Raw genomic sequence first — 24,198 nt, forward strand, 5'->3', positions numbered from 1 at the left:
TTTCTATGATGATGCAAAAAATCAAAAAGATTGCCTTGGTTTGTGCCACATGGATTGGCGTGCTGAATGCTGCACCCGCAATTTGGGATGGTTCAGCCGATATTTCTTGGTATGAACCCGGGGCGCAAGCTTATAACCTGACCACTGCGGAACAGCTCGCAGGTCTTGCAAAGCTTGTGAATGAGGGAACATCTGATTTTGATGGTAAAACAATTACTTTAGGATTTGATATTTTCTTGAATGATACTGCAGGAATCGGAGATACTTCATGGTATAATATTTCTCACACTGAATGGACTCCTATTGGAACTAAAAAAAATCCTTTTAGGGGAGAATTTGATGCGCTAGCAGGGAAAAATAATCGCAAAATATTCGGGTTGTACATTAAGAATGGAAATGATTATGCGGGCTTTTTTGGATACACAGAACATTTAAAGGTGAGTAACCTTGATTTAGTTGCAGGAAGTATTACTGCCCAAAATTATGTTGGAGCTGTTGCGGGATATGCGATAAACGCAATCATTACGAATGTACATAGTAAGGTGAATGTGTCAGGAGCCAATTGTGTTGGAGGCTTAGTAGGTTTCTCAACGGGAAAATTAAATGCAAGTTCTGTGGAAAGTCGTGTTTTGGGAATAGATTCTGTTGGTGGCGTTGCTGGTTATGTTGATGAAATTGAATCTAGCGTTCACGACAAAGGATATGTTCAAGGTCGTAATTATGTTGGTGGAATCGCTGGCGCGTCTGCAGTGATATCTGGTTCCCATCACGAAGGTGGTGATGTTGTTGGCTTAGGTTCCTACATTGGAGGCGTGGTTGGACAATGTTCTTCTGTAAATAACAGCTTCGCAGAAAGTTCTGTGAGGGGTGTTTCTTATGTAGGAGGAATTGCGGGAATTTCAGAAGAGATAAAAAATGTTCATCATTGCGTGGGAAATGTAATTGGAAGTGGTCATTATGTTGGCGGAATAGCCGGCTTTAGTAATTCAATATATACTAGCTATGCAGAAGGAGATGTTATAGGAGATTCAAGTTATGTTGGTGGTGTAGTTGGATCTGCAAAGGGATTGTTAAGTACGGTTTATCATACGGGTGGTAACATAACCGGTCGCGCCTATATAGGTGGATTAGCTGGAAATACAAATCGAATACATTTGTCATATTCAGAAGGAAATGTTGTGGGCGAAGATAACTTTGTTGGTGGTCTCGCCGGCTATGCTAGAGGGACGATTGATTCGTCGCATTCAAAGGGAAATGTAAATGGAACTGAATATGTTGGCGGCTCTGTTGGTTTTTCAAAAGGTTTGTTGAATGGAGTTTATCATATTGGTGGTGACATAACTGGTCATGCCTATGTAGGAGGCTTAGTAGGAAATGCAAACCGAATACGTTCGTCATATTCAGAAGGAAATGTTGTGGGCGAAGATAACTTTGTTGGTGGTCTCGCCGGCTATGCTAGTGGAACGATTGATTCGTCATATTCAGAAGGAAATGTAGGTGGTATTGACTATGTTGGTGGTCTAGTTGGTTTTGCTTTAGCATCCATAACAGAATCTTATTCAAAGGGGAATGTCTCGGGATTAAACAATTTCATAGGTGGTTTAGTTGGTCAATCGTCGGGAACAATCTTCAACTCGCATTCATTGGGGAATGTCGAGGGTGAGAATTATATAGGAGGGTTGGTTGGACATTCTTATTTCTATAGCAAAACAGACAGAGATACAATTGTTCATGTTGTGCGAAACTCATATGCAATAGGTGATATTCGAGGACAAAATTATGTGGGAGGTCTCGTGGGTTTAGACTCTATTTACAATGGCGATTCGACGACCGTAGATACTATAACAACATTATCGTTAATAACCAAAGTGATGTATAATTCTTATTCTAAAGGGACGGTAACGGCTGAGGGGAATTATGTTGGAGGAGTTCTTGGAAAATCAAATTATAATTATGGCGTCAAAAACTCCTTCTTGCTGATGGAGTCAGTACATCATATGGATGGTAGTATAAATGGGATCTCCTACGTTGGAGGATTGGCTGGACAATTGACCGGATCTATAACGAATAGCTTTTCGGAAGGATCTGTGATTGGCGAATGCGATTATGTTGGCGGCTTGGTTGGATTGAATTTTTATGCTTTTCAATCAGATGGCAATGCGGTCTCAACTCATGAATCTCGAAAAATCAAAGTTTTACAGAATTCGTATGCTACGGGGGATGTATATGGTAAAAATTTTGTCGGTGGATTAGTTGGAACCGATTATTTTTATGCAGATACTATTCTTTATAAACAAATTTCAAATACCCCAATTCGAATAATTTATAAATCACATTTTAAAGGTAGAGTTGTTGGTAAACATGATTATGTCGGAGGATTGTTGGGAAGGACCGATTATCCAGATGAAGAACATTATAGTATGCATATAGATTCTTCGTTTCATATAGAAGGACATATAGAAGGAATGGGATTTGTCGGTGGTGTTGCAGGATTATTGTTTGGAGAAATTGAGAATTCTTATTCTAAAGGAAATGTCTCGGGCGTAACCGATTATGTAGGCGGCGTCGTAGGATATGCTTCATATGTAGTTGATTGTTTTTCAGAGAGTGATGTGATGGGTGGAAACTATGTTGGAGGCGCCGTAGGATTTATTTCATCTAAAACAAAAAATGGGGCAGGGTATTTGCGAAATACTCATTCTTCAGGGCTAGTAGTTGGTTCCGGTGATTATGTAGGTGGAGTTGCGGGTAAAGCTCTGATTGGCAGCATTAGCCCAATTGATTCAATCTATCATATCAATGGCGATGTAAAGGGAGCCTCGTATGTGGGTGGCCTGGTCGGTCATGCTTCGTATTTAAAAAATTCATATTCAAAAGGGAATGTGTATGGACGCGGAAATTATGTCGGAGGAATCGCGGGATATACGGGAACGATAAGAATGTCCAATTCTATTGGCGATGTTAAAGGATCTGGCGAATATGTTGGGGGTGTTGCTGGCTATGCGGTTACAAAAATTGATTCGTCTTCTCATATAGGTGGGGATATTACAGGCGAAAAACTTGTAGGAGGCTTAGCTGGATATGCTCGGGAGGTGACGAATTCGTCGTCAGAAGGAAATGTCTTCGCTTCAGGAGATGTTGTTGGTGGCATAGCAGGAAATTCTCGAATTATAAATAATGTTTGTCACAAACAGGGAAATGTTGTTGGTGTAAATAATGTGGGAGGGATTGTTGGAAAAGGTGGTAGTATTGAAAATTCCTTTTTTATTGGAAATGCTTTTGGAAAAGATTCTGTCGGTGGCGTTGCTGGATCTGCGGAAAGTGATATTTTTAAATCCTACTTTATTGGCGATTCTGTAATAGGCATTTACCAAGTGGGAGGTCTTGTCGGAGTCGTGAATGGTCGAGTAGATTCTTCCTATTCGACTGCAAATGTCAAAGGTGACGATAACGTTGGCGGTTTGATTGGAAGTTCCTATGGAAATATCTCTTGTTCGTATGCAACGGGTAATGTGATTGGCGATGTTGACAATTCTAGTGCCGGTAACGATAACTTGGGTGGTCTTGTCGGGTATGCTTATAAAGGCTCTATCTCAAAATCATTGGCTATAGGTGATGTTAGCGGAACGACAAAATTAGGGGGACTTGTCGGTCGATTTGATGGAACAAGTATTTCGCAGAGTTATGCTCAGGGAAATGTAACTGGTTCATATTATGGAAATCCAGCCGATGAAGTGGGAAACTTCTATATCGGTGGCTTGATTGGCTATGGAAAGGGGTCTGTTTCCGAAACATATGTAAGTGGCTCGGTAAAAGGCATTGAAGATGGTCCCGTTTATACAGGTTGTATTGTAGGCTATGTAAATGGCTCTATGGAAATAGCGGATTCCTATTTTGATAGCGAAAAATGTAATCTTACGTTTGAAGGCAAGACGGGAATCGCCACAATTTCTAATTCTCCAGCACAAACGACTGCTGCAATGCAATCATCGTCTACTTATGGAAATTGGGACTTTATAGATACATGGAGAATTATCGGAGAGTCTTACCCAAGATTATCATGGTTCGTAGGAACTCTTGCCGAGGCGATTGTGGAAACAGCTTCGCTTAAAGATTTTGTTTATGACGGCAAAGAAAAAAAGCCTGCTGTGAAGTCTATAACATTGTACGGAACAGCATTATATGAAGGAACCGATTATACGGTTTCATACCAAAATAATGTAAATGCTGGAACTGCTATAATAAATATTTGTGGAATTGGGACGTATTCAGGGTGTAAACCTGTTTCTTTTGAGATTTCTCCAGTAAACGTAGCTGTTTCTATCGCTGCAATAGATAATCAGGTTTATAATGGAGATTCTATAACGCCAAATATTTCAGTGCTAGTTGCCGATACCGTGATAAACCCGATAGATTATCGATTATTTTACACTAATAACATTAACGCGGGGAAGGGCTCTGTTCAGGCCGTTCTTACGGGTAATTACTCTGGTTCCGCAAAGGCTGATTTTATTATTGAAAAGGCCCCTTCGACAATTTTAGAGTTACCGACTGCAAAGGATGTCTATTTCGGTCAAACATTGGCAGATGCGATAATTGACGGCGGCGATGCCAATGTGGATGGCTCTTTTATCTGGTCTGAATCCAATGTGATTCCGGATGTAGTAAATAAAGGCTATGAAATTACATTCGTTCCTGCGGATGCACAAAATCACCTTACTGCAACTGCAATAATTCCTTTAACAGTTAAGAGAAATGTGATTGTATTTACATATGGCAAAGATACTTTACAGGTAGATACATTGCTATATGGGGATCTACCTCAATTTGATGGAGATTTGCCAAAGAAAGAATCCGCTCAATATGTATATACCTTCAAAGGGTGGTCTCCCGAAATTGTAAAGGTTGCTGGTAGCGCTTCTTATAAAGCAGTCTATGATAGCACAATTCGCAAATACACCATTAGTTTTTATAGCGAAGATAGTCTTTTGCAGTCTTCTGAAATTGAATATGGAAAAATGCCGGTTTTGAAGACATCTAATCCTAAAAAAGCTATGAGTACGGCTTATACATACCAATTCAAGGGATGGTTCCCAACGCTTGTTTCCGTTGCAGGAGATGCTGAATACAAGGCTGTATTCGACAGTACAATTAGAATGTATCAGATTTCTTTTGTGAATGGCAGAGATACCCTGCAAAAAGATTCTATTGCTTATGGAGATTCGCCAAAATACACTGGCAAAACACCAACAAAGGCTTCGACAAAGAATTACAGCTATGAATTTACAGGTTGGTCCCCTAAGATAGAGAAAGTTGTTGGCGAGGCTGCCTATCATGCGGTATTCGATAGTACGAAGTTGGCCGGAATAATGGATAATCAATTTGCTAATTTGGAAATGTCTGTAAGCGTAATTTCTCGCAATATTCAGATTTCAACTGCTCCGGTAGGCTCTGTTTATGCAATCTTTGATGTGCAGGGGAGTGTGTTGAAGAACGGCTATGTTGAATCTGCCAATTTCAATATTGCCGTACCGCAAGCAGGTAATTATATGATACGAATCGGAAATCATGTTCAGAGAATTAGCGTAAAATAATTCCCAACAAAAGCGAAGTTTGGGCGGACGTCATGTCCGCCCTTTTGCGTTAGGGATAGTCGCCCGAAGGGCGGAGACTTGCTTGCAAGGCTCGGTGAGCGAAGCGAGTATAGCCCGACCCGGCGAGGGACGAGCCGGGTAACACCCCTTTTTACCCCCAATTTCCATAGCTTAGCCTTTACTAATTAGCCGTGGCTTTCTAAATTTAGCGTTGACTAATATATAAGGTGTGTTTTTCGTCTAATCGGAGCCGTCCTATGGAACAAGTAAAGTTAAGCCAGAGCCTTGAAGACTACTTGGAAATGGTGCACATGCTGCGCCTTGCGAACGGGATTGCCCGTGTCCGCGACATTGCGGCGGCGCTCAAGGTCAAGATGCCGTCGGTTGCCAAGGCGGTAATCGAACTCAAGAAGCTGGGCCTTGTGACGCAGGAACCGTACAGCGGCATCGAACTCACGTCGGAAGGTGCGCTTGTGGCGTCCCAGATTCTGAACCGTCACATCCTGCTGAAGGGTTTCCTGATTAAGCTCGGTGTGTCCGAGGCGATTGCCGACAAGGATGCCTGCTGCATGGAACACATTCTTTCGGCGGAGACTCTCGAGAAAATCGAGGAATTTGTGAACACGCCCAATGAATCGGCGAAAAAGCCGAACGCCGCTAAATCTAAGAAAAAGTAAATCGTTGGTGTATGAATAACGAACCGAAGTTTTCGGAACTAAAAAAAGGCGACAAGGCCGAAATTATTGGATACAACACGGGTGATTCTCAATACAAGTCCAAACTTTTGTCGATGGGGCTTGTGCGTGGCGTGGTGCTGCAGGTTTTGCAGGTGGCTCCGCTCGGCGACCCGGTCGAGGTGAGCGTGCTTTCGTACAGGCTCTCGCTCCGCAAACAAGAAGCCAATGTGCTCAAGTTGAGGAGAGTCTGATGCCTATCGAGAAAGAAGTTTTCACGATTGCGATTGCAGGCAATCCGAACTGCGGAAAGACGGCGCTCTTTAACTCGCTTACCGGCTCGAACCAGATTGTGGGCAACTGGCCTGGCGTGACTGTCGAAAAGAAGGAAGGCCAGTTCAAGCTCGACAACCACACGATTCGCGTGGTGGACTTGCCGGGTATTTACGCGCTGTTTGCGAATTCTGAAGACGAACGCGCCGCTCTCGATTACTTGCTCAAGGGCGAGGCGGACCTGGTCGTGAACATTCTAGATGCTACGAACCTGGAACGCAACCTGTTCCTCACGAGCCAGCTGATGGAAAAGGGCGTGCCGATGGTCTTGGCGGTGAACATGATGGATATCGCGGCGAGTCGCGGCATCCATGTGGACCTGCACAAGCTCGAAGAAATTCTCGGCGTGACGGCGATTGGCCTTACGGCGGTTTCGCCCAAGAGCTGCGAAGGATTCGTGAACGACTTGCACAAGTTGCTGCATAACAGCCGCGAGCTTCCGCTCCCGAAGGCGGTCAAGCATTCCGAAGTTCTGGAAAAGCTGATTGAAGAAATTGCGGTGCCGCTCAAGCCCGTAGCCGACAAGCTTGGCGCAAGCCCGCGCTGGACGGCGGTGCAGTACCTGGAGCATAGCGGGCGAGTGCAGGAACTTGCCGACGAACTCGGTGTCGAAATCCCGCACGACAAGATTGAAGAAGACTTGGGCGAAGAGGTGGAATTTGCACTGGCCGATTCCCGCTACTCCTATGCCCGCGACATCGCGAAGGCCGTCATCCGCGACAATACTACCAAGCGCACGCGGACCGACAAGCTCGACAAACTATTTCTGAACCGTATTCTAGGAATACCGCTTTTCCTTATTGCCATGTATCTGGTGTTCTGGTTTGCGGTGAAGGTCGGCAGCGCGTTCATCGATTTCTTCGACATCCTGTTCGGCGGAATTTTCGTGGACGGAATGACGGAACTTCTGACGAAGATTGGTGCGCCGGGCGTTGTCGTGGCGCTGTTGGCGAACGGCATCGGTACGGGTATCCAGACGGTATCGACGTTCATACCTGTCATTTTCTTCATGTTCCTTTGCCTTTCGTTCCTCGAGGATTCTGGCTACATGTCGCGTGCGGCGTTTGTGGCGGATCGCTTTATGCGGTTCCTCGGGCTCCCGGGAAAGGCTTTCGTGCCGATGATCGTTGGCTTTGGCTGTTCGGTGCCGGCGCTCATGGGCACGCGTACGCTCGAAAACAAGCGCGAAAGGTTCCTTACTTTGTTCTTGGTGCCGTTCATGAGTTGTGGGGCGCGCCTTCCGGTGTATGCGCTATTTGGTGCGGCTTTCTTCGGCGAAAGCGCAGGCACGCTCGTGTTCGGGATTTACCTGACGGGCATCGTGATTGCGCTGATTTACGGCCTGCTCTTGCGCCATACGGTTTTCATGGGCAAGGAATCGACGTTCATCATGGAACTGCCGCCTTACCATTTGCCCAAGGCGCGTAACCTTTTCCGTCACGCATGGCTCCGCCTCAAGGAATTCGTTTTCCGCGCGGGCAAGGTCGTGCTCATTATGGTGACGGTGCTCGGCTTTATGGGCTCCGTCGGCACGGACGGAAGTTTCGGCAACGACAACAACGAAAAGTCGGTGCTGAGCGCCGTGGGAACGGTGATTACGCCGGTGTTCGAACCCTTCGGTGTTGAACGCGACAACTGGCCTGCATCTGTCGCGCTCTTTACGGGGCTCTTCGCGAAAGAGGCGATTGTCGGAACGCTCAATTCGCTGTATGCCATCGAGGGCACGGGCGACGCTGACGCTGCTAACGCTGCCGAAAAAGCGGAGGAGGCGGGCGCGCTTGCTGCTGCCGACGCGGCCCCGGAAGAAACTGCCGCGGACGAAGGCTTTAGTCTGAAATCGACGGTGAAAGAAGCTCTCGTGAGTGTCCCGGCGAACCTGGTAGAAGTCTTTACCTCGATTGCAAACCCGCTGGGCGTCAAAGATGCCATCGATGAATCCGAAAGTGCCGGGAACGAAGGGGCGTACAAGACGATGCAGGCGCATTTCAATCTCGGGCGTTTTCAGGTGCTGGCCTACCTGCTGTTCATCTTGCTCTATGTGCCGTGCCTTGCCGCCATGGGAACCGCCTTCCGCGAACTCGGGCGCTTCTACGGAACGCTCATGATGGTTTTCCAGACGGTTATCGGCTGGAGTCTCTCGGTACTGTTCTTCCAGGTGACCTGCGGGCATTCTACCGCATGGATTTTCACCTCGGTGGTACTCCTCGCCGGTGTGGTCGTGAGCCTCGTGCTGATTGGCCGTGACCAGCGCAAGAAGAAAGTGTTCGAATAACGCCCGTTCTCGCGCAATTTGCGTCTGATTTACGGGCGTTTACGAAATTTGTAAAAATGCTGTAATTCTTTACAATTTTTGAAATCGAAAATTTAGCTGAATTTTAGGATTCGGCTTTCGTTTTACATTTTTGACCGCTTTTTCAATAATTGACGGGTGTTTTGTCTGTTTGGCACGGATTTTGCAAATACGGAGCGCAAAAAAGTAAAAACAAGGATTATTTATGAACGCTCAAGCACTTTACGATCCGGCCAACGAACACGACGCCTGCGGTGTCGGCCTAGTTGCCAATATTAATAATGTTGCCTCGCACCAGATTGTGTTGCAGGGTATTACGGTCTTGAAAAGGCTCATGCACCGCGGTGCGGCTGGTGGCGACCCTGAAACGGGTGACGGCGCTGGCCTTTTGCTTTCTATGCCGCATAAGTTCTTCCGCAAGCTGTACCCGAGTCTTCCGGCCCGTTACGGCGTGGCAATGTACTTTGTGGAAAACACGCTTGCCGCCGATGCTTTGGATGCCGAAATCAAGCGTGTTGCCGAATCTGAAGGTGTAGATGTCATTCAGTTCCGCGAAGTTCCGGTGAACCCCGCTACCATCGGTCACACGGCCCGCGAAACCTTGCCGCACATTCGCCAGGTGTTCTTTGACGGCTCCAAGTTCAAGACCAACGAAGAATTCGATATCAAGCTTTATGTGGTGCGTCGCTTGGTCGAAAAGACCTGCAAGGGCGTGTATGTTTGCAGCTGCAGCCGCAAGAGCATCGTTTACAAGGGCCTGTTGCTCGCAAGCCAGATCGAAGGCTTCTATAAGGACCTGAACGATCTCGATTTCGAAAGCCCCTTGGCTCTCGTTCACCAGCGTTATTCTACCAACACGTTCCCGACTTGGCCGCTGGCTCATCCGTTCCGTTACCTCGCTCACAACGGTGAAATCAACACCCTGCGCGGCAACCTGAACAGCCTTCGCGCTCGCGAACCGCTCCTGAAGAGCGAAGTCATCGGTGACGATTTGCCGAAGCTCTTGCCGCTCATTATGCCGGGCCAGAGCGACTCTGCCAGCCTCGATAACATGTTTGAGCTTCTCGTCGCTGCGGGCCGTAGCCTCCCGCATGCGATGATGATGCTCTTGCCGCAGGCATGGGGTCAAAAGCATTACCTCGGCCGCGACGTGCGTGGCTTCTTTGAATACGAATCCATGCTTATGGAACCGTGGGACGGCCCTGCTGCCGTCGCGTTCAGCGACGGTGTGAATGCCGGTGCAATCCTCGACCGCAACGGCCTTCGTCCGGCACGTTACACTTTATGTAAAGACGGTCTCTTCGTGATGGCCTCTGAAACGGGCGTGCTCGACCTGCAGGATGACGAAGTCGAAGAAAAGGGCCGCCTCAAACCCGGTGAAATCATTTACCTCGACCTCGAAAATCACCACATCTTGAAGAACGCCGAAATGAAGGCTTACGTGGCCCGTAGCAAGCCGTACCGCCGCTGGGTCGCCGAAAACAAGATGAGCGTTCGCGGCCTCTTTAGCGAAATCAACCCGGCCGACGTTCCTGACGATATTCTGGTGCAGCAGAAGCGCTTTGGTTACTCTGCCGAAGACCTCTCCATCATCTTGCAGCCCATGGCCAAGAACGGTGCAGAACCTATCGGTTCTATGGGTAACGACGCCGCTCTCGCCGTGCTTTCTGACAAGCCGCAGCCGCTGTTCAACTACTTCAAGCAGCTGTTCGCTCAGGTGACGAACCCGCCGATTGACCCGATTCGTGAAGAATTGGTGATGAGCCTTACGACCTACATCGGTAACCACGGCAACATCCTCGAAGAAACTCCGGAACAGGCGCACCTCATCAAGATTCCGCGCCCGATCGTGACCGAAGACGAAATCCGCCGCTTTGAAAACATCGGCGATAAGGCCTTCAAGGCCAAGGAACTCAAGATGCAGTTCCCGCTCGGTGGCAATGGGGAAGTCCTCGAGGCTGCCTTGCAGAACCTTGCTGGCGATGCCGTGCGTGCCGTGAACGAGGGCTTCGATATCATCGTGCTTACCGACAAGAACGTCGATTGGGGCTACGTGCCTATTCCGTCGCTGCTTGCTACGGCCAGCGTGAACCGCGCCCTCGTAGAAGCTGGCGTACGTCCTGAAATCGGTCTGGTGGTGCAGTCCGGCGAAGTCCGCGAAGTCATGCACTTTGCCCTGTTGCTCGGTTTCGGTGCCACGGTCATCAACCCGTATCTGGCCTTCCAGAGCATTACTAACATGTGCCACAACGGCGACCTCGATGTGGATCCGGTCACTGCTGCCGCCAACTACGTGAAGGCTGTTGACAAGGGCCTCCTCAAGATTATGTCGAAGATGGGTATTTCTACCCTCCGTAGCTACCGCAGCGCCCAGATTTTCGAAGCAGTTGGCCTGAACAAGGAACTCGTCGAAAAGTTCCTGCCGGGTACCGCAAGCCGCATCGAAGGTATCGGTCTCGAAGAAATCGCTACCGAAGTGGGCGAACGCCAGAAGATTGCCTTTGCCGACGCAAGCAAGGTGCTTCAGTCCGGCGGCCAGTACGCTTACCGCAAAGAAGGCGAAAAGCACTTGTGGACTCCGCAGTCCTTGGCTGCATTCCGTCAGGCTGTGCAGGGCGGCGACTACGAAAAGTTCAAGGTTTACAGCAAGCTCATTAACGATCAGTCCGAACGTCAGGCAACGCTCCGCGGCCTCTTCAAGTTCAAGGATGCGACTCCGATCGACATTTCCGAAGTCGAAAGCCGTGAATCCATTGTCAAGCACTTTGTGGCAGGCGCTATGAGCCTTGGTTCTTTGAGCCCTGAAGCTCATGAAACCATCGCTATCGCCATGAACCGTATCGGTGCCATGAGCAACTGCGGTGAAGGTGGTGAAGACCCGGATCGCGATACTCCGGCTCCTAACGGTGACATTCGTAGCTCTGCTATTCGTCAGATTGCGTCTGGCCGCTTTGGTGTCACGATTGACTACCTGCGCCATGCAAAGGATTTGCAGATCAAGATGGCTCAGGGAGCAAAGCCCGGTGAAGGTGGCCAGCTGCCGGCTCACAAGGTGAACGACTTTGTGGCTCGCATCCGTCATAGTACGCCGAATGTGTCTCTGATTTCTCCGCCGCCGCACCATGATATTTACTCTATCGAAGACTTGGCTCAGCTCATTTACGACCTGCGTAACTCCAACCCGAAGGCTCGTGTTTCCGTAAAGCTCGTGTCCGAAGTGGGTGTGGGTACGGTTGCCGCTGGTGTTGCCAAGGCTCATGCCGACGTGGTGCTCATTTCCGGCCACGATGGCGGTACGGGTGCATCTCCGCTCACCTCTATTAAGCATGCCGGCCTTCCGTGGGAACTCGGTATTGCCGAAGCGGAACAGACCCTTGTGCTCAACGACTTGCGCGGTCGTATCAAGCTCCAGGTCGATGGCCAGCTCAAGACGGGCCGCGACATTGTGGTGGCAGCACTCCTCGGTGCCGAAGAATTCGGCTTTGCTACGAACCTTCTCGTTAGCCTTGGCTGCGTGATGGACCGCAAGTGCCATACGAACCAGTGTCCCATGGGTATTGCAACGCAGGATCCGGACTTCCGCAAGCGCTTTGCGGGCAAGCCGGAATACGTTGAAAACTTCCTGTTCTTCATCGCCGACGAAGTCCGCGAAATCCTCGCAAGCCTCGGTCTCCGTTCTCTCGAAGAAGCCTGCGGCCGTAGCGACCTCCTCGAAAAGGATTCTGCCATCGCCTTCTACAAGGCCAAGAACCTCGACTTCTCCAAGATTTTCGAAACCGTCAAGGGTGGCGTCAAGTCCTTCGACAAGAACTATGTCAAGGAAGAACTGGTCAACTTCGACCGCCGCGAACTCTTGCCGTTCGTCAAGGAAACCCTCGAAAAGGGTACTGCCGTGGAACTTTGCACGGTGGTGCACAACACCGACCGTACGGTGGGTACGGAACTTTCTGGCGAAGTGGACGAACACTTTGGCGTGAAGGGCCTTCCCGAAGATACGATTCGCATTCACCTTCAGGGTGTCGCGGGCCAGAGCTTCGGTGCCTTCCTTGCTCCGGGTGTCACGCTCGATTTGGAAGGCGAAGCCAACGACTTTATGGGTAAGGGTCTCTCGGGCGGTAAGATTATCGTGCGTCCGCCGCACAACGCCACCTTCAAGGCCGAAGACAACGTCATTGCCGGTAACGTCATCGGTTACGGTGGTACTAGCGGTAAGGTGTTCATCAACGGTCTCGCTGGCGAACGCTTCGGTATCCGTAACTCCGGTATGCTCCTGGTAAGCGAAGGCGTGGGCGACCACGGCTGCGAATACATGACGGGTGGCCGCGTGGTCGTGCTCGGTCGCGTAGGCGTGAACTTCGCCGCAGGTATGACGGGTGGCTTTGCTTACGTGTACGACGAAACGGGTCACTTCGACCTGAGCTGCAACGTGGGCTCTGTGGACCTTGAAAGTGTGCTTGCCGGTACTGACAGCGAACGCGAACTCATTGACTTTATTGAACAGCACGTTCAGGCAACGGGTAGCGAAAAGGGTAAGCGCATCCTTGAAAACTGGAACAGCGAACGTCCGAAGTTCGTAAAGATCTTCCCGGTCGACTATCGTAACGCATTGGCAAAGAAGGGCTGAGGTATATATGGAAGAAATTAAAAGAATTGCAGATGTTTACCGCCCTGTCGAAGAGCGAATCAAGGACAACAACGAAGTCGAACGCAAGTTGACTTCTCTCGAAATCGTGCAGCAGGGTTCACGTTGCCATAGTTGTGGAATCCCGTTCTGTCACGGTGCGGGTTGCCCGCTTGGTAACCTGGTGCCCGAATTCAATGCGGCTGTCGCAGCAGGGAATGCGGAACGTGCCTACAACGTTATCAGCAAGACGGCGTTCTTCCCCGAATTTACGGGCCGCGTTTGCCCCGCACTTTGCGAATCCGCTTGTACGGGCAATGTGCATAACGACCCGGTGATGGTTCGCCAAATCGAAAAGTACATCATCGAAACCGCCTTCGAAGAAGGCCGCGTAACGCTCCCTACTGCAGAATGGAACGGTAAAACCGCTGCAGTTATCGGCTCGGGTCCTGCAGGCCTCTTTGCTGCCGAAGCGCTCCGCCGCAAGGGTTACGCCGTTACCGTTTACGAAAAACGCGAAAAGGTGGGCGGTCTTTTACGCTACGGCATTCCGAACTGGAAACTCGACAAGTCCGTTATCGATCGCCGCGTCAAGCTCCTCGAAGAAGCCGGCATCAAGTTCGTTTGCAGCACCGAAATCGGCAAGGACATCTCTGCCGAATACATCCACAAGAATTTTGACGAAGTCTTCCTCGCTATCGGTACGCCGAACGCCCGCGACTTGAAAATCCCGGGCCGCGAAGCCGAAGGAATCTTCCTTGCGCTCGACTTCTTGCACGGCGCAAACAAGCCTGGCGAAACGAATCCTGAAAAGTTCAGCGCCAAGGGCCGCAAGGTCTTGGTGATTGGCGGTGGCGATACGGGTAACGACTGTGTGGGCAAGGCGATCCGCGAAGGCTGCGAAAGCGTGCTCCAGGTGGAATTCATGCCCAAGCCGCCTGAGGAACGTTCTCCGTCTACTCCGTGGCCGGATTGGCCGTACATGCTGCGTACCAGCTACGCCCAGCATGAAGGTGGCGAACGCCGCTGGAATGTGTCTTCCAAGCAGTTCATTGTGAAAGATGGCCGCGTCGCAGGCGTCGAAGCTGTCCGCGTGGAATGGGAAATGTCCCCGCAGGGCCGCCCGCTCAAGCCGAACGAAGTCCCGAATTCTACCGAAGTCATCGAAACCGACCTAGTTGTGCTCGCCATGGGCTTTACCGGGGTTCCGGCCGAAGGCATCGTGAACGATTTGGGCCTCCAGCTCACGCCGCGTACCGCAATCATTCCGGACCCCGCTCGCCACATTTACGCAGTCGGCGACTGCGCAAATGGCGCGTCCCTTGTGGTCCGTGCCATGGCCGATGCTAAACGAGTCGTAAACGGACTTGTATAAAGCAATGTAAGTTACTATCTTTGAGGCGAGTCAGTTCGAAATCCATCCTGACTATAAACAAAACTAGGAGCCTCAATGAAAAATGCTTTGTTGGTCTTGTCCGGTGGAATGGACAGTGTGACCTTGCTATACGAGCGAGCCGCAGAAATTGCGCTCGCCGTATCTTTTGATTACGGCGGAAACCATAACGACAAGGAAATCCCTTTCGCTCGCATGCATTGCGAACGCCTCGGAATCCCGCATATCACGATTCCGCTCAAGTTCATGCACGACTATTTCACGTCGTCGCTGTTGTCGGGGGCCGATGCGATTCCCGAGGGCAATTACGATAGCGAAAATATGAAGTCGACGGTGGTCCCGTTCCGAAACGGCATTATGCTTTCCGTGGCCGCGGGCCTTGCCGAAAGCCGTAATCTTTCCAAGGTGATGATGGCGAATCATTTTGGCGACCACGCAATCTATCCGGATTGTCGTGAATCGTTCGTCAAAAACATGTCTGCGGCCATTTCTGCTGGCACTTACGCGGGCATTACGATTGACGCTCCGTACACGAATATCTCCAAAACAGACATTGCCCGCAAGGGTAAATCGCTCGGTATCGATTACAGTGAAACCTGGTCTTGCTACAAGGGTGGAAAAATCCATTGTGGCAAGTGCGGAACCTGCCTGGAACGCAAGGAAGCCCTTGCCGAAGCGGGCATAAACGATACAACAGAATACGAGGCGTAGAATGTACAGAGTCATCAAACGAATGGAAATTTCCGGGGCTCACAAACTCACGCTCCCGTACGAAAGCAAGTGCCGCGGACTTCATGGCCACAACTGGATTATCACGGTGTTTTGCCAAAGCGAAACGCTCGATGAAAACGGGATGGTGGTTGATTTTTCGCACATCAAGGAAATTGTGAAGGGACAACTCGATCACAAGTTCTTGAACGATGTAATGGACTTGAATCCGACAGCCGAAAATATGGCCCGTTGGATTTGTGAACAGGTCCCGCATTGCTACAAGGTGCAGATTCAAGAAAGCGAAGGCAATCTCGTCGAATACGAACGCTAAGGGCTTGTCATGAAAGTCTCTGAAATTTTTAAAAGTATCGAAGGCGAAGGTCTTCGAACAGGGCAAGCCGCTGTATTTGTACGCTTACACGGCTGCAACTTGCGTTGCGCCTACTGCGATTCCATGTATGCGGTCGAAGGCGATGACTTCAAACAAATGAGCGCCGATGAGGTTTTGATGGCGGTAGAATCGTACCGTACTGAATCGGGCGTAAAGTGTGTTACGCTTACCGGTGGCGAACCGTTAATTCACGAGGGTGCGAGTGAACTTCTTTCGAAATTCAGCGACGCAGGCTTTGAAGTCAATGTAGAAACGAACGGGACCGTTCCTTGTAAATGGCGGCTTCCCGGACTCTTTTACACGATGGACTGGAAATGCAAAAGCAGCGGCATGTCGGCGAAAATGAAAATTCAGAACATGCAGACACTTTGCGAAAATGATGTCTTGAAATTTGTTGTCGGTAATATCGAAGACTTGCAAGAAGCGGAATCAGTCGTGGCGCAACTTTTGCCTGAACGGATGCCGCATATTTATATCTCGCCGGTTTTTGGCTCCATTCCAAACGAACAGATTGTCGAATGGATGGTTGACAGTAAGATAATGACCGAAAACAATGCGAGGTTCCAGGTGCAACTCCATAAAGTTGTCTGGAACCCCGACATGCGTGGTGTGTAGCGTTTTAGGTTAATTTTACCAGGCCACCATGGGATCGCAATCCTTGTCAGGATCGCATGTCTGGCAGGATCCGTTGTTTGCGCAGGGGAGCAATTCTGTTACTTCGCGAATTGTTTGGACGCTTCTTTCTCCGTTTTTGTACTTGACGTACTTGACGTTTGCGTAGACCTTGCTGACGGTGAACGTGAGTACGCCTATTTCAAAGGAACTTACGTTTGCCCCGTCAGGGTAAATGACATCTACGATTACGGTGTCGCCAGAAAGTTCCGTGTAAACATCTTCAATAACAAAGTTATTGGAAGCGTTGTACCCGTCATCGCGAATGGTAATGGTATTGTCTTCGTTCTTTACCATTACGGCGCTCGGGGCTACGGCTGGGCCTTCACGGCGCTGCAGGGAGGCGTTACGTGCCTGGGAATAGGTGCTGTCCGGGCCCGGAGGCGGCAGGTACACCCACTTGTTTTCAATGCACTGGTAACTGCGTCCGTAGAAATAGAGCAATGTGTCGGTATCGCAGGGCTCCAAGTCGATTCTGCGAACTCCGTCAGGAATGCCGTCACCGTCGCAATCGCTGCCCGGTGCGCAAATCTCTGCTAAAGTCCAGTAATTTGCAGCACAAATGTATTCTTTGCCGGTAACGCAATCGATAACGGTTTCGGTGTCGGTACTGGAGTTGCAATTGGCACCTTGCTTCAATGCTTCGTTATCTGAAATGTGCCTGCACGTTTCGACAACCTCATTGGAGCTGGAAGATCCCGGTGCCACTTCAGAAGAGGAGCTCGTGACACCCGCAGAAGAACTCTCGCCAACCCATTCAGTTTTGTCAACTGCGGGGCACTGCTCCTTCTTAACACTAGATTCTACGGTATTTTCGATAATTACCGGTTCCTGGTTCAGGTCGCCGCAGTAGCTGACCAAGAATCGAACAAACATGTCTTTAGTAGTCTCTTCGCAGTTCTTGGCGGCAATGCCGGTAACCTTCAAGGTGTCGGACGATACGTATTCCAGAACGAGACCGGTGTACTTTTCGCTACCGTAACTGTTGTAAGAATAGAGGGCGCATTCGTTGGTGCCGTTCTTGATGGCGTCAACCGTTGTGGCGTAAGTTTCGGCTGCATTCGGGAAGTATTCCTCGATTTCACCGATGTTTTCTTGCGTGAACTTGGCAACGCCCTCCTTTTCAAATTCCGTATAAGGATCGGAGCCGTCCATTGGCTGCTGCTTGAGCAAGTAGGGGCCAGTGCTGACAGCTATCACAGCCTTGTCAAAACGCACCTTGTTTTGCAGGCCGAAGGTTTCCACGTATGCGTCCAGCGAATTGCCTCCCGCAGGCGGGGTATGGGTTTCTCCGCTGGAACTGCTCAAAGCCAGCTTGTCGGTGGAGCTAGAGGACTTGTCCTGTTCGGAACTGGAGGAACCCTTGTCAGCGACTTCGTTCACGTCTTCGGAGGTGCCCGAAACGTTTACGCTATTGGAATCTCCGCAGTTGGTGCAGAGAAGGGCGAGTGCGCCCGCAATGCAAATGTTAAGCTTCTTCATTGTTGCTCTCCTTTATGCTTTTAGTAAGCGGGAATAATTGTAAATTCAAACGGTAAACTTGTTCGATGCTCTTGTCTTCGGCGGCAATCGCAATAATCTGTCGACGGCATTCGTCCAACACTTTGACAATGCGGTCGTAGCTTTCGCGCGACACTCCCATGGTGACGCCGCTAAAGTTGCGTTCGTCAGCAGGGAGGTCAATCGCGGGCGTGGCGAGCTTGGACATCATGCGATGCATACCCCTTAAAGCAAGTCGCGTGGCGTCCGGTGTGCCCTTGATCGATGTCTCGGCCAGCGTAAAGGAATCTCCGGCCTTCTTTAGGAGACCCGCTTTGGTCAAGAAGTTCAGACTCTGCTGCACTTCGGCTGCCGAAACTTCGGGATAGCACATTTTGGCCATCTCGCCGGGGGTTGCTCCTGGCATCAAGGGTGCAAGCTCGCGTACCACCGGGTTTTGCCAGGAATCGTAGAATTCGAACAGGTCGCCTTCCATCACGCGGACTTTGTGAACCTTGGCAATCGAAAGCATGCTCTCGTACGCAGCCTTCTTCTTCGCCTCGGTCCCGGCCTGCCCAAATTCCACGAGGGCTCGGAAATACTCCATTTCAAATCCCACGAGGCCCATGGCGACCCCGGTGCGTTCCACGCCGATTTTACTCAGCTTGCTTTTGCCATCGCACACGACCTTCATGTACGACGACGAGGTAAATCCAGCGGCCTTCGAAAAATCACGCCACGAAAACGCGGAACGACGCTTGCGGTCTTCGTAGTAGTCCAACATCAGTTGGCGAAAGTCGGTGTATTCAGTTATCGGTTTCATTGTTTTCCATCCTGTTACACCAAGAATATATCTCTTTTTTACACCCTTGTCAATAGTTTTATGCAACAAAAGTTAAGTTTTTTAAGAAAAATCACAAGATTTTGTCAATTATTCTAAAATTATTTTCTATATGCAACATTTGAGCTGTATATGCATCACTTGCTTTCTATATGCAACATTTGTTGGATGGTCCTCGGCGAAATGAGAAAACGCAATCAGGCGTTTTGGTCAGGAGATTTCTTTTTAAAGCGCCTTGCGGCCAAAAGTCCGGCTTCAAAAAGCAGGTAAGTTGGTGCGCCCAGAATAATCTGGCTTAAAATATCGGGCGGCGTGAGCAATGCCGCTATTACGAGAATGCCAATGACAACGTAGGGCCGCTTGTCGCAAACGGTTTCGTAGCTCACGATGCCACCGCGAATTAAGGCGTACGTCACCAGCGGGAATTGGAACATGCAGCCGAACGCAAGCGAAAGCCAGAGCGCAAGCGAAATCAAATTCGAAACGCCAAATACAGGCGTAAGGGTTTTGCCCGCAAAGCTCATGCCGAACTGCACAATCAACGGAAAACAGACAATCAAGCAAAACGCGACGCCCGCTATAAAGAGCACACTCGTAAGCCAAACAATCGAGCGAATGAACCGCTTTTCTTTTTCGTAAAGTGCTGGCAGCACGAACTGCCAAATGTTCCAGGCGATATAAGGCGAAAATAAAACGACGTCCAAAAGAGCTGCAATCTTAAGCTGCAGCAGGAATACTTCCATCGGAGAAAAGTAATGCAGCGTGATTCCGCTCTGTAAGGTAATTTGTTCGCAAAACCAGTCTAGGACGTAGGGCGAAGCTAAAAAGAGCGGGACAATGCCAATCGCAAGCGCTACAAAAGAACGGATCAGCGCTCGCCGGAGCGCTTCCAGGTGAGAAACTAAACTAGATTCCGCGTCTTGCATTCTAAGCGAATTTACTTCTTGTCTTCGGCCTCGGCAGCCTTTTCGACAGTCTTCTGTAAGTCTTCGGCTTCTTCCTTCAGGGCATCCTTTGCCTTCTTGTATTCGTTCTGGGCCTTGCCGAGCGAGCGGGCGAGTTCAGGAATGCGCTTTGCACCGAACAGCAAAAGCACAACGACCACAATCAAGATAATTTCAGGAATTCCGATAGACATGTTACCTTCCTTTTTTGTGAAATATAATATAAAAAACACCCCGATAAAATCGGGGTGCCTTGAATTTAATTTATTCTAGTAGATTACTCGCCCAAGCAAGAATCCATTGCGGCGATAATCTTCTTCTTGTCCATGTGCTGGCCAATGAAGACAAGACGAATAATACGGTCGCCGTACTTTTCGTCCCACACCTTGAGCAGGTCCGGATTTTCGCGCAGAATGCGCTTCTGTTCGGCTTCGCTTTCGCTGGCGAACCAAGGTCCGAAATTCTGGGCAGAAGCCTGCTTGCCGGCCTGTTCGAACAGGTAGCTGTTATCGCGTTCGTCTTCGAACCACACGAGACCCTTGGTGCGGATAATGCTGGTCGGATAGTCGTCGAGCAACACTTCGAAGCGTTCGCGAATCAGCGGACGGCGGCGTTCGTACACGAACGTACTGATGCCGTATTCGTCACCATGCGGATGGTCCTTGTCGTGGTGGTGGCCGCAATGGCACACGCCGTGTTCATGGTCGCAGTGGCTATGGTCTTCATGATCGTGGTCGTGTTCATCATGGTCATGGTGATGATGTTCGTGTTCGTCATGGTCATCGTCATCATCATGGTCATGATGGTGGTGATGTTCATGTTCGTCGTGGTCATCATCTTCGTCTTCGGGAGACGTTTCCTTCATGAGTTCCTTGGCCCAAGCGGCGGAGTTGCCGACCTTTTCGAAATCGAACTGCTTGGTGTCCAAGATATCCTTCATTTCGACCTTGCCGTAATTCGTCTCGATCATCTTGGCTTCAGGCTGCAAGGCGCGAACCACGGCTTTCACGTGTTCAAGGTCGGTTTTAGACAAACTATCAACCTTGTTCATCACGATGGTGTTGCAGAATTCAATCTGCTGAATTAGTAGGTTGGCGATGTCTTCTTCTTCGAGATCCTTGTCGAGCAGTTTCTGTCCGCCGGCGAATTCGTCGGCAAGGCGTGCTACGTCAACCACAGACACGATGTTGTCCAGATGGCAGGGGAGCGGGCGACCGTCGCGGCTCTGCAACTGGGCGCCGGCCATGCAAATGGTCTGTGCGATAGGAATCGGTTCGCAAATACCGCTCGCTTCAATCAGAATATAGTCGAACTTGTTCATTTCCAACAGTTCGGCAATTTGTTCCAAAAGGTCGGTCTTCAGGGAGCAGCAAATGCAGCCGTTCGACAGCGGAACAACCTTTCCGGAATCTTCTTTAGTGATGTTTCCGCCCTTTTCGATGAGCGTCTGGTCAATGTTCACTTCGCCGATGTCGTTCACGATCACGGCGACATGGTAACCTTGCTGGTTGTTGAGAACAAAATTGAGAAGGGTGGTTTTTCCGGCTCCGAGGTAGCCGGTGAGCAGCGTAATAGGTACTGACTTTTTCATAGTACCTTAAAATTTAGTAAAATGGGCGAATTTCGGCTTTTTTGCATAAAAAAACTAGCCCAGCAGAGCCGGACTAGTTTTTTGGGGGTTAGGAGGAGAACAAAGAGTTCTATTGTATAAGATATAAAAATTTGGGGGGTGTGACAAGAGGTTAACTGAAATTTTTCTTATTATTTTATTATTTTTGCATTTTTTGTGTGATTTGAATTTGTTGCATGGTACAAAAAGTTCCATTTTGCCGTTTTGGTGGCGTTTGGGACTCCTTTTGTGGCCAAATTTCTGTTTTTTGCGCAAAAACGGCTATATTTGCTTAAAGAATGGAGATTCTATGAACTGTCGAATACTGATGCGTTTCGTTGGAACGACCGACGAACTTTCCGCCGTATATGATGCCCTGATGGAGCAGTATCCCGAAATGGATCTGCCCAGCGAAGATAGTGGCGATTGGTACTCGGTAGACGACGTGATGATGGACGAGTACGAATGCCGCTTCGAAGAATTGCCCGAAGGCGAACTCTTGGCAATGGATGGTTCCGTACTCATCGAAGATGAACTCCCCGAAGACTTCTTTGCTGATCTTATGGAACGCTTTGAGCGTGTATTTGCCGCATTCAAGTGGTCGTCGTTAGATGTTGGTGTCGGTTGCGGAGTCAGCGATGGCTGGGGCGAATTTAATCCAGATTACGCCGACGATTATTCCGACGAAGCTAACGAAATTTCCGAAGCCGTTCTCGGCTTCTAATCCAAGTTTTTAATCATTAAGTTGTCGCAGATTTGTGCAAGCATTCTTTCGTGCGTGCAGACTTCAGGCGATACGCCTTCGATAGAACCGGTGCTGTAAAAAGAAGTACAGGCGCATTCATGTGCGCAGCAGCGGTAGCGTATGTCGCAACCTTCGCATTCTTTTTTGTCGTTGTCCAAGAACTGCTTAATTTGTTCGCATGCGTCTTCGTCGAATCCGGTAAAGACGTTACCTTGTAAGTAAGGAGGGTTCTCGTTCGAGGTAATGAACCTCGTGCACGGGAACATATTGCCGTTGGTTGCAACGCCAATGGCGCCGTTGTATACGTGGCAAGAATATTGCCTGTATCGCAAATTTGAAAGGTACAGCTTTATTTTGTCTTGAATCGTGCCCAGGAACATCTTGTCGCCTTTTTCGCGGCATTCCTTCCAGTACAACGCCATCTTCTGGTATTGTAAGGCAAGCCTGTCAAAATCTTCGCCGGTCCATTTGCCGTCAAAGTCGACGCTTGTAGTAAGGCTTCTGAATCCTTGCTCGTGCAACCACTTGACGCTTTCGGCAAGGGTCTCGATGTGGGCGCGCGTCACTGTGCTTAAGGCGACTGCACCTAGCTTTACGAATCGCGGGATGTGTTTCTCGATGTCCTTGAAACTGCCGCCGTTATTTACGGTACGGCGTGCTATGTTGTGGTGATGTTCCGGGCCGTCCAGCGAAAGGTAAATGCGGAAATGTTCGCGTTCGCAAAAATCAAAGAAAGAATCGTCAAAAAGCGTGCCGTTCGTGTTGACGGCAAAGTTGAGCTTAAAGTTGCTGGGAGCTTCGCCTTTGTCTATGGCTTCGGCAAGGAATGCCTTGGCGATGTTCACGCCTTTGAAAATGGCGTCTTTGCGCAGTAACGGTTCGCCACCGAAAAAAGTAATGTTCAAATAAGTTTGCTTGAAAAACAGGCTGCGTTCTAGCCCCACGCGAATCGCTTGCTCGAGCGTTTCGTCGTCCATCACGTTATGACGGGCAGATTGCGTGTCCTTATAATAACAATAGGAACAGCGCAAGTTGCACTGTTCCGTAAGGCATAGAACTAAGTTCATGTAATGATGTCGTCTTGTTCGAAGGTCGTTACCATGCTCGTAATCAAGCACTTTGGATTTTTAGGATCGGTGCATATGTGGATGTTGATGCAGGAAGGGTCTCCTTCGCGGCATTCCTGGCCGGTGGACGAACTGGAGGGCTGTTCTACTTCGCTCGAAGAACTTTCTTCTACAATGGGATCGCCGGCGAGCGGTACCGGTTCTTCGGCGGAACTGCTTTGCGCGTTCACTTCGCTCGAAGAACTGCTTTCGAAGTCGCTTTCATCGGGAGCTTCGATAACGCCTGCTTCAGGAGGCGGATACGGTTCATCGTAAGATGAACTGCTCAGTGGCTTAGCTTCAGAAGAAGAGCTGGATTCTGGGTAGAGATCGTCTGGAGGAATGACTCCTGCTTGAGGAGGAAAATCTGGTTCTGCTGCAGACGAAAGTGCTTCGACAGCTGAACTGCTAAGAGCTTCATGACTCAGAGGAATATCGACAACGCTCGAACTGCTCGGAGTCTCGGTTTTGGGTGCTCCGGTGTCGGGATTCTCAAGATCGGGTCTCTCTGGAGCCGCGACGGAGCCGCTTTCTTCACAAGCGGTCAATGCAACGGCTGCAATGCCGAACGAGGCGGCAATGGCGCTCTTGGCGGCCAAACTGAGCTTCGCGCTGTTTTTGACGATTTTCTTCTCGATTTTCATAGCAGAACTCCTTCCATCAAATCAAAATATATATAAACTAGCCCCCGATTTCTATAAGAAAAGCTGTTTTGCAAAAACCTGTGACCAAATACAAGAAAATCCGCCCTTTTGAGGCGGATTTCTTGAAATCTTGGCGTGAAAGCCGAGCGGT

General features: G+C 49.5%; 17 protein-coding genes. 10 read left to right on the forward strand and 7 right to left on the reverse strand.

All coding sequences use genetic code 11. The features are described from left to right. Positions 1-5 precede the first annotated feature (5 nt). The 9 genes from QOL41_RS09595 to QOL41_RS09635 all read left to right on the forward strand — a co-directional run bounded on the left by QOL41_RS09595 (position 6) and on the right by QOL41_RS09635 (position 16,622). Positions 6-5,594 carry a M26 family metallopeptidase gene (locus tag QOL41_RS09595; RefSeq protein ID WP_073053848.1) on the forward strand — a complete coding sequence of 1,863 codons (5,589 nt, stop codon included), beginning with the start codon at positions 6-8 and terminating at the stop codon, positions 5,592-5,594. Positions 5,595-5,851: 257 nt separating this feature from the next. Beyond that, a complete protein-coding gene (locus QOL41_RS09600; RefSeq protein WP_283429584.1) occupies positions 5,852-6,271 on the forward strand; it encodes a metal-dependent transcriptional regulator in 420 nt (139 codons plus the stop codon). 11 nt (positions 6,272-6,282) lie between these two features. Further along, a complete protein-coding gene (locus QOL41_RS09605) occupies positions 6,283-6,522 on the forward strand; it encodes a FeoA family protein (RefSeq protein WP_072799394.1) in 240 nt (79 codons plus the stop codon). Then, the gene (feoB, locus tag QOL41_RS09610; protein WP_283429585.1) at positions 6,522-8,873 is read left to right on the forward strand and encodes a ferrous iron transport protein B; all 2,352 of its coding nucleotides are present in this window, start codon (positions 6,522-6,524) and stop codon (positions 8,871-8,873) included. The genes QOL41_RS09605 and feoB overlap by 1 nt, the downstream gene beginning before the upstream one ends. A gap of 223 nt (positions 8,874-9,096) precedes the next feature. Then, positions 9,097-13,515, forward strand: a complete 4,419-nt coding sequence (gene gltB, locus QOL41_RS09615; RefSeq protein ID WP_283429586.1) for a glutamate synthase large subunit — start codon at positions 9,097-9,099, stop codon at positions 13,513-13,515. 7 nt (positions 13,516-13,522) lie between these two features. Then, positions 13,523-14,887 (forward strand): glutamate synthase subunit beta, encoded by a 1,365-nt coding sequence (locus QOL41_RS09620; RefSeq protein WP_283429587.1) that lies wholly within the window; start codon positions 13,523-13,525, stop codon positions 14,885-14,887. A gap of 75 nt (positions 14,888-14,962) precedes the next feature. Beyond that, the gene (gene queC, locus QOL41_RS09625; protein ID WP_283429588.1) at positions 14,963-15,616 is read left to right on the forward strand and encodes a 7-cyano-7-deazaguanine synthase QueC; all 654 of its coding nucleotides are present in this window, start codon (positions 14,963-14,965) and stop codon (positions 15,614-15,616) included. A gap of 1 nt (position 15,617) precedes the next feature. Further along, positions 15,618-15,947, forward strand: a complete 330-nt coding sequence (queD, locus tag QOL41_RS09630) for a 6-carboxytetrahydropterin synthase QueD (protein WP_173652868.1) — start codon at positions 15,618-15,620, stop codon at positions 15,945-15,947. A 9-nt stretch (positions 15,948-15,956) separates the two neighbouring features. Next, complete coding sequence (locus QOL41_RS09635; protein WP_283429589.1) at positions 15,957-16,622, forward strand: radical SAM protein; 666 nt, start codon at positions 15,957-15,959, stop codon at positions 16,620-16,622. 15 nt (positions 16,623-16,637) lie between these two features. On the opposite strand, the gene QOL41_RS09640 is transcribed toward QOL41_RS09635, so the two are convergent. The 5 genes from QOL41_RS09640 to QOL41_RS09660 all read right to left on the reverse strand — a co-directional run bounded on the left by QOL41_RS09640 (position 16,638) and on the right by QOL41_RS09660 (position 21,534). After that, complete coding sequence (locus QOL41_RS09640) at positions 16,638-18,161, reverse strand: hypothetical protein (protein WP_283429590.1); 1,524 nt, start codon at positions 18,159-18,161, stop codon at positions 16,638-16,640. Next, a complete protein-coding gene (locus QOL41_RS09645; RefSeq protein WP_283429591.1) occupies positions 18,148-18,981 on the reverse strand; it encodes a TIGR02147 family protein in 834 nt (277 codons plus the stop codon). The genes QOL41_RS09640 and QOL41_RS09645 overlap by 14 nt, the downstream gene beginning before the upstream one ends. 215 nt (positions 18,982-19,196) lie before the next feature. Continuing rightward, positions 19,197-19,925, reverse strand: coding sequence for a twin-arginine translocase subunit TatC (gene tatC / locus QOL41_RS09650; protein ID WP_283429592.1), 729 nt, complete (start codon positions 19,923-19,925; stop codon positions 19,197-19,199). Positions 19,926-19,936: 11 nt separating this feature from the next. Further along, positions 19,937-20,137, reverse strand: a complete 201-nt coding sequence (gene tatA, locus QOL41_RS09655) for a twin-arginine translocase TatA/TatE family subunit (protein ID WP_072797201.1) — start codon at positions 20,135-20,137, stop codon at positions 19,937-19,939. A gap of 83 nt (positions 20,138-20,220) precedes the next feature. Then, positions 20,221-21,534, reverse strand: coding sequence for a CobW family GTP-binding protein (locus tag QOL41_RS09660; protein ID WP_173652873.1), 1,314 nt, complete (start codon positions 21,532-21,534; stop codon positions 20,221-20,223). A 328-nt stretch (positions 21,535-21,862) separates the two neighbouring features. Between QOL41_RS09660 and QOL41_RS09665 the strand changes: the two genes are divergently transcribed. Continuing rightward, the gene (locus tag QOL41_RS09665) at positions 21,863-22,276 is read left to right on the forward strand and encodes a hypothetical protein (RefSeq protein ID WP_072799409.1); all 414 of its coding nucleotides are present in this window, start codon (positions 21,863-21,865) and stop codon (positions 22,274-22,276) included. Here QOL41_RS09665 and QOL41_RS09670 read toward each other — a convergent pair. Together QOL41_RS09670 and QOL41_RS09675 are read right to left on the reverse strand one after the other, a co-directional pair. Continuing rightward, the gene (locus tag QOL41_RS09670; RefSeq protein WP_283429593.1) at positions 22,273-23,364 is read right to left on the reverse strand and encodes a radical SAM protein; all 1,092 of its coding nucleotides are present in this window, start codon (positions 23,362-23,364) and stop codon (positions 22,273-22,275) included. The two genes, QOL41_RS09665 and QOL41_RS09670, sit on opposite strands and share 4 nt — an antisense overlap. Then, positions 23,361-24,047, reverse strand: a complete 687-nt coding sequence (locus QOL41_RS09675) for a hypothetical protein (RefSeq protein WP_283429594.1) — start codon at positions 24,045-24,047, stop codon at positions 23,361-23,363. Before QOL41_RS09675 ends, QOL41_RS09670 begins: the two co-directional genes overlap by 4 nt. Positions 24,048-24,198: the final 151 nt, after the last annotated feature.

The sequence above is a fragment of the Fibrobacter sp. UWB10 genome, from assembly GCF_900182935.1.
GTDB classification, from domain to species: Bacteria; Fibrobacterota; Fibrobacteria; order Fibrobacterales; family Fibrobacteraceae; genus Fibrobacter; species Fibrobacter succinogenes_O.

What these genes read in the sequence shown, in the direction of transcription:
- QOL41_RS09595 (WP_073053848.1), top strand. Translation starts at nt 6, where the DNA reads ATGATGATGCAAAAAATCAAAAAGATTGCCTTGGTTTGTGCCACATGG.
- QOL41_RS09600 (WP_283429584.1), top strand. Translation starts at nt 5,852, where the DNA reads ATGGAACAAGTAAAGTTAAGCCAGAGCCTTGAAGACTACTTGGAAATG.
- QOL41_RS09605 (WP_072799394.1), top strand. Translation starts at nt 6,283, where the DNA reads ATGAATAACGAACCGAAGTTTTCGGAACTAAAAAAAGGCGACAAGGCC.
- feoB (WP_283429585.1), top strand. Translation starts at nt 6,522, where the DNA reads ATGCCTATCGAGAAAGAAGTTTTCACGATTGCGATTGCAGGCAATCCG.
- gltB (WP_283429586.1), top strand. Translation starts at nt 9,097, where the DNA reads ATGAACGCTCAAGCACTTTACGATCCGGCCAACGAACACGACGCCTGC.
- QOL41_RS09620 (WP_283429587.1), top strand. Translation starts at nt 13,523, where the DNA reads ATGGAAGAAATTAAAAGAATTGCAGATGTTTACCGCCCTGTCGAAGAG.
- queC (WP_283429588.1), top strand. Translation starts at nt 14,963, where the DNA reads ATGAAAAATGCTTTGTTGGTCTTGTCCGGTGGAATGGACAGTGTGACC.
- queD (WP_173652868.1), top strand. Translation starts at nt 15,618, where the DNA reads ATGTACAGAGTCATCAAACGAATGGAAATTTCCGGGGCTCACAAACTC.
- QOL41_RS09635 (WP_283429589.1), top strand. Translation starts at nt 15,957, where the DNA reads ATGAAAGTCTCTGAAATTTTTAAAAGTATCGAAGGCGAAGGTCTTCGA.
- QOL41_RS09640 (WP_283429590.1), bottom strand. Translation starts at nt 18,161, where the DNA reads ATGAAGAAGCTTAACATTTGCATTGCGGGCGCACTCGCCCTTCTCTGC.
- QOL41_RS09645 (WP_283429591.1), bottom strand. Translation starts at nt 18,981, where the DNA reads ATGAAACCGATAACTGAATACACCGACTTTCGCCAACTGATGTTGGAC.
- tatC (WP_283429592.1), bottom strand. Translation starts at nt 19,925, where the DNA reads ATGCAAGACGCGGAATCTAGTTTAGTTTCTCACCTGGAAGCGCTCCGG.
- tatA (WP_072797201.1), bottom strand. Translation starts at nt 20,137, where the DNA reads ATGTCTATCGGAATTCCTGAAATTATCTTGATTGTGGTCGTTGTGCTT.
- QOL41_RS09660 (WP_173652873.1), bottom strand. Translation starts at nt 21,534, where the DNA reads ATGAAAAAGTCAGTACCTATTACGCTGCTCACCGGCTACCTCGGAGCC.
- QOL41_RS09665 (WP_072799409.1), top strand. Translation starts at nt 21,863, where the DNA reads ATGAACTGTCGAATACTGATGCGTTTCGTTGGAACGACCGACGAACTT.
- QOL41_RS09670 (WP_283429593.1), bottom strand. Translation starts at nt 23,364, where the DNA reads ATGAACTTAGTTCTATGCCTTACGGAACAGTGCAACTTGCGCTGTTCC.
- QOL41_RS09675 (WP_283429594.1), bottom strand. Translation starts at nt 24,047, where the DNA reads ATGAAAATCGAGAAGAAAATCGTCAAAAACAGCGCGAAGCTCAGTTTG.